Annotated in this window: 3 protein-coding genes; all 3 read right to left on the bottom strand. The window is 61.3% G+C overall.

All coding sequences use genetic code 11. The annotated features are described in order from the left end of the window. Window positions 1-312: hypothetical protein (locus ACOVQ0_RS18825; protein WP_421888151.1), on the bottom strand; the 312-nt coding region annotated here is incomplete at its 3' end. A 295-nt stretch (window positions 313-607) separates the two neighbouring features. Further along, window positions 608-2,680, bottom strand: a complete 2,073-nt coding sequence (locus ACOVQ0_RS18820; protein ID WP_421888148.1) for a [FeFe] hydrogenase, group A — start codon at window positions 2,678-2,680, stop codon at window positions 608-610. 328 nt (window positions 2,681-3,008) lie between these two features. After that, window positions 3,009-3,469 (bottom strand): SDR family NAD(P)-dependent oxidoreductase (locus ACOVQ0_RS18815; RefSeq protein ID WP_421888145.1); only part of this gene is annotated, 461 nt, incomplete at its 5' end.

Genomic DNA, 3,469 nt, shown 5'->3' with positions numbered 1-3,469 from the left:
GCCGGGATAAACCCAATCGTCCGCGGTCGGCTCGGTCAAGGTGACGCGTTTGAGCGGTTCCATAGTGCCGGGGTTGAACATCGTCACGCTTGGCGGTCCTGCCGCTCCTACGCCGCCGAGCACGCCGTGTAGGGCAAAACCGCGCTCGTTGGACGAGAACGCCGCATTCCAGAGGCCAGACAGATCGCTGAGGTATTGGACGCTCGCTTCGCTTCTCGGCGCGGAGAAGGCTTCAAACTCGGGAAAGTAGCTCGTGCGGGCAGAATCGTGGTGCTCAAATGATCCGATGGTTGGGGACCAGTCGGCGTCCACCCGTCCTTCCTGATCAGGGAATGTTGCGCATCCGGCCAGTACTGGCGGAATCGCTGCGCAAAGATCTCGTCTTGTTAATCGCATGTCGCTAACCCGGGCGTTCAATTATGAAGACATCAAAAGTCTTCAGCCGGTCGATTGAGTCGAAACGGTCCGGCACACGCAATGCGAATAAACGTACGGTAATCCTGTCCCGGTCAAACCAAGAGCCGAAAGTCGGTCGCCAACCGCAATCTGACCGGGGAGTTCCGCCTGATCATCGCCGAGAGCAGCGACTTCTGCTGCTCTCGGCGCGTTAAAGCGCCTCCCGTTCCAGGACCTTGATGCGCATGGCGTGTTCTCCGGGCTCATCAAGGCTGCAAACCTCTATCCGGAACCGGCACTGCTGGCCATCGGGTGTGGTAACGGCAAGATCGTCGCTGTCGGCAGCGAGCGCCATGCGATGGCGCTGGTAGTGGACACCTTGGCCCCGCGGGGGCAGCCGCTCATTGATAAGGGCAGCGATCTCGCGCGCGCCCGTGATCTCGCCAAAGTGCGAGGCGGTAATCCAGACGCCGTCCGGATGGAACAGGCGCGCCGCCGCATCGCCATCGCGTCGGTCCACGGAATCGAGAAAGCGCATCAGCAGCGAGCGCTTCGAGCGCCGGGGTGCATAGACGGTGTGCAGAAGCGCGTGGGCGACTTGGGAGTTTGGCGAACCGAGTTCGGTCTCATAGAGCTTCTGCACGTCCCGGTTTTCATGTGAACGTCGACGAGGAGCGGAGTTGTCGACGCGGTAAACCGCGGCGGCGCGTTTCTCCAGGACCTTAGGATCGAGGGACTTGGGCTCGCCACCACCGCCGAGACAGCCGCCGACGCACGCCATGACCTCGATTGCGACATAGTTTTCGCGCCACTCGTCGGTCTGCAGCATGCGCTGGGCAGTCGCGATGCCATTGCATACGGCCACCCGGCCCAGGCCCGGAACATCGGCCGTCTTCACGCCTTCACTGACGCCTCGAAGCGCCTGCCATACCAGTGGGAGCTCATCGCCGGCACCCGCCAGATGCGCGGCGGTACGCAGCATGGCCTCCATTACGCCACCCGAAGCCCCGAAAATCTGAGCCGCGCCTGTGCTCTGGCCCAGCGGACTGTCGAACACGCCATCCTCGGACAGGGCACCGAAGGCGATGCCCCTGGAGCGGATCATCCGGGCCAGTTCCCGAGTGGTTAGCACGTGGTCCACGTCGCCAGACAAACCGGGCCGTACGGCTTCATCCTTCTTGGCAGTGCAGGGCATGACGCTGACGACATAAGGCTCATCCTTGCCGTTCGCGAAATCCGGCCCAAGCGACCGGGCAAAGGAGCCACGCTTGGTTATTGCGCCCTGCATCTGTTGGGGTGACTTCGTCGTGCTGAGATGGCCCAGCAGGTCTGGCCGGTTGATCTCCACCCAGTTCACCCAGCCCGGGCAGCAGGAGGTGAACAGTGGCAAATTGGAATTCGCCTTCAGCCGCGCCAGCAGCTCGGAACCTTCTTCCATGATAGTGAGATCGGCGGCGAAGTTAGTGTCGAAAACATAATCAAACCCAAGCTTACGCAGGGCGTTGATGAGTCGCCCGGTGCTCACAACGCCGGGTTCCAGCCCAAACTCCTCGCTGATGGCGATACGCGTAGCGGGCGCGACCTGGACCACAGACACGCGGCGGCGCGAAGCCAGTACGCGCAGGACGTCATGCCAGTGCGGGGCCTCGATGATGGCCCCAACCGGACAAACGAGAGTGCATTGACCACAGGAAATGCAGGCGGTTTCACTTAGGGGCTGATCAAAAGCGGTCACAACCAGGCGATCGAAACCGCGCTCGGCAAAGCCGATGACATGTTGCTGCTGGCCAGCCCCGCCGCAGGCCTCCACGCAAAGACCGCACTGGATGCACTTCGAGGAGTCCCGCCAGATGCTTGGCGAGGTGTGGTCGACAGAGAGGTGTTCGGGATGTTCCGGCGAACCTGGCGGGACCTCCGGCCAGCGCTCGGCCCACTGGTTTTCCGCCACGAGGGTCTGCAACCGGCAATCACCATTCACTTCGCAGCGCATGCAATCATTCGGATGTCGCGCGAGCATCCATTCTGCATTGGTCCGGCGGAACTCTTGCAACGCGTCGGTGTCGGTCTCAACAACATCGCCACTCTTCGCAGGTGTGCAACAAGCGGGCTGAGGTCTGTCCTCACTATCGACCTGCACCAGGCACATACGACAGACCGCGTGCGTTGGCAGGCCCGGATAGTGGCAAAGCGTCGGCACATGGCAACCCGCCGCCCGGATAGCCTCAAGCAGTGTGGCACCTTCGTCGACCTCGACCGGTCGTGCATTCACCGTCAGCTTGAGCATATCGTGCGATCCTCGACAGACTGGAGCGATGCCAACCTATCCAAACAGTCGTTGGTTGTTTTGGTCACCAACAAAGAAATTCATCAATTTGCTATGCTGGAACACGACCGAACATTCATGGATCAACTCGCGGCCGCTTGCTTTGGTCTGGTGATTGCGACGCGAGGCTTGGCCCGGATTAGTTCTGCGTGAGTGCATAGGTGAACCGCCCCGGGTTTCCCGGAGGCTCCAACTCCTGAGTCGGATGGAGCCCGATGAGCAAGACAACCAACAAGTCTGCGCCTGAGGTCCGCGATCGCGCGGTGCGGACCATGGACCGAAGTCCTGGTCAAACTGCACCGCGTCCAGCTTGGCCAGTTCCGGCCTGGGCTCCGGCACCGGGGCCTTGGCCCGCTGCGTCGAGTCGGTACTCCCTCGCCACGAGTCTCTCGAACAGCCGGCCCGGGAGAAGGTGCTTCACAGGGATCATCAGACGTTCGATCAGCGTGCCTCCCACATAGCGAAGGGCTGGCTTCCGCTCGGCAATGATCGCCTCGATCTTCCTCGCGATCATTAGTGGCGATGAGCCTTCGCGCTCATTCGCGACCGCTGCTGCATAGGCGTTCTCATGGAACTGGAAGTACGGTGACTTCGTATCGTGGGTCTGCTTCGTCGACGATCGAAGGGTCATGCTCGTGTTGATGTTGCCCGGCTCAAGGATGACGACCTTGATGCCGAACGGAAGCAGCTCAAGGCTCAGCGCCTCCGAGAGCCCTTCGAGAGCGAACTTTGAAGCACTGTAAACACCAT

Origin of the sequence: Novosphingobium sp., from assembly GCF_049240505.1 — a bacterium.
Taxonomy (GTDB): domain Bacteria; phylum Pseudomonadota; class Alphaproteobacteria; order Sphingomonadales; family Sphingomonadaceae; genus Novosphingobium.
The sequence above is the reverse complement of the archived record's forward strand: the minus strand, read 5'-3'. Positions and strand labels throughout refer to the sequence as shown.